The sequence below is a fragment of the Actinoplanes sp. ATCC 53533 genome, assembly GCF_003947245.1.
On sequence record NZ_QHHV01000501.1, the window covers coordinates 1 to 2211 of the forward strand.

Here is a 2211-nt window from a genome sequence, read left to right on the forward strand (position 1 = left end):
AGAACGGCGTGTGGCGGCCGCCCTCCTCCTTCGAGAGGATGTAGACCTGGCCCTCGAACTCCGTGTGCGGAGTGCTGGAGCCCGGCTTCACCACGACCATGCCGCGCTCGACGTCCTCGCGCTTGATACCGCGCAGCAGGAGGCCGACGTTCTCGCCCGCGCGGGCCTCGTCGAGCAGCTTGCGGAACATCTCGATGCCGGTGCAAACGGTCTTGGTCGACTTCTCGCGGATGCCCACGATCTCGACCTCCTCGTTCGGCTTGAGGATGCCGCGCTCGGCCCGGCCGGTGACGACCGTACCGCGACCGGTGATCGTGAAGACGTCCTCGATCGGCATGAGGAACGGCTTCTCGGTGTCACGCTCGGGCTGCGGGATCGCGGTGTCGACCGCGTTCATCAGCTCCATGAGCTTCTCGGTCCACTCCGCGTCGCCCTCGAGCGCCTTGAGCGCCGAGACGCGCACGACCGGAAGGTCGTCGCCCGGGAACTCGTAGGTGCTGAGCAGCTCGCGAACCTCGAGCTCGACGAGCTCCAGGAGCTCCTCGTCGTCGACCATGTCGCTCTTGTTCAGGGCGACAACGATGTACGGAACGCCGACCTGGCGGGCCAGGAGCACGTGCTCCTTGGTCTGCGGCATCGGGCCGTCGGTCGCGGCGACCACCAGGATCGCGCCGTCCATCTGGGCGGCACCGGTGATCATGTTCTTGATGTAGTCGGCGTGGCCGGGGCAGTCCACGTGCGCGTAGTGCCGCGTCGCGGTCTGGTACTCGACGTGCGCGATCGAGATCGTGATGCCGCGGGCCTTCTCCTCCGGCGCCTTGTCGATCTCGTCGAACGGCGTGTAGGGGTTGAGGTCCGGGTACTCGTCGTGCAGGACCTTCGTGATGGCCGCAGTCAGCGTCGTCTTACCGTGGTCGATGTGACCAATGGTGCCGATGTTGACGTGCGGCTTAGTCCGCTCGAACTTCGCCTTCGCCACTGGTGTCCTCCTGTGGACTGTGTCTTTACTTTCGCCCGGCACGCCCGATAAGGCGATGGGGACTCTGTCGACTGCTCGTGCACGTGCGGTCCTCGACGGACCGCACGTGCCTCATCAGGCTCGGGTGCTTACGCGCCCGTGGCCTTCGCGATGATCTCCTTCGCCACGCTCTGAGGAACCTCGGCGTAGGAGTCGAACTGCATGCTGTAGCTCGCCCGGCCCTGAGTCTTCGACCGCAGGTCGCCGACGTAGCCGAACATCTCCGAGAGCGGCACCAGGGCCTTGATGACGCGAGCGCCGGAACGCTCCTCCATCGACTGGATGATGCCACGGCGGGAGTTGAGGTCACCGATGACGTCACCCATGTTGTCCTCAGGGGTGGTGACCTCAACGGCCATCATCGGCTCGAGCAGCGCGGGGTCGGCCTTGCGGGCCGCCTCCTTCATCACGATCGAGCCGGCGATCTTGAACGCCATCTCCGACGAGTCGACCTCGTGGAACTGGCCGTCCACCAGGGTCAGCTTCACGCCGACCATCGGGTAGCCGGCGAGTACGCCGTACTGCAGCGAGTCCTGGGCGCCCGCGTCCACCGAAGGGATGTATTCCTTCGGGATGCGACCACCGGAGACCGCGTTGACGAACTCGTAGGTCGGGCCGTCCGCCGCGAGCTCCAACGGCTCGACGGTGACGACGACCTTCGCGTACTGGCCCGAGCCACCGGTCTGCTTCTTGTGCACGTACGTGAGCTTCTCCACCTTGCCGCGGATCGTCTCGCGGTACGCCACCTGCGGCTTACCGATGTTCGCCTCGACGTTGAACTCGCGGCGCATGCGGTCCACGAGGATGTCGAGGTGCAGCTCGCCCATGCCGGCGATGACCGTCTGACCGGTCTCCTCGTCGTTGAAGACGCGGAAGGTCGGGTCCTCTTCGGCCAGGCGCTGGATCGCGACGCCCAGCTTCTCCTGGTCCGACTTGGTCTTCGGCTCGATCGCGACCTGGATGACCGGCTCCGGGAACGTCATCGACTCCAGGATGACCGGGTGCGCCGGGTCGCTCAGCGTGTCACCGGTGGTGGTCTGCTTGAGACCCTGCACCGCGATGATGTCGCCGGCCCACGCCGTGGGGCGCTCCTCGCGCTTGTTGGCGTGCATCTGGTAGATCTTGCCGATCCGCTCCTTGCGGTCCTTGGTGGAGTTGACCACCTGGGAACCGGAGTCGAGCGTGCCGGAGTA

General features: G+C 65.9%; 2 protein-coding genes. Both read right to left on the bottom strand.

Annotated features, from left to right (window positions below; translation table 11 throughout):
- Positions 1–979, bottom strand: a 979-nt coding sequence (gene tuf / locus DMB66_RS59575; RefSeq protein ID WP_125812673.1) for an elongation factor Tu, incomplete at its 3' end; no start/stop codon positions are given.
- Between the two features lie 128 nt (positions 980–1107).
- On the bottom strand, positions 1108–2211 hold a 1104-nt coding region (locus DMB66_RS59580; protein ID WP_255441705.1), incomplete at its 5' end, for a translation factor GTPase family protein.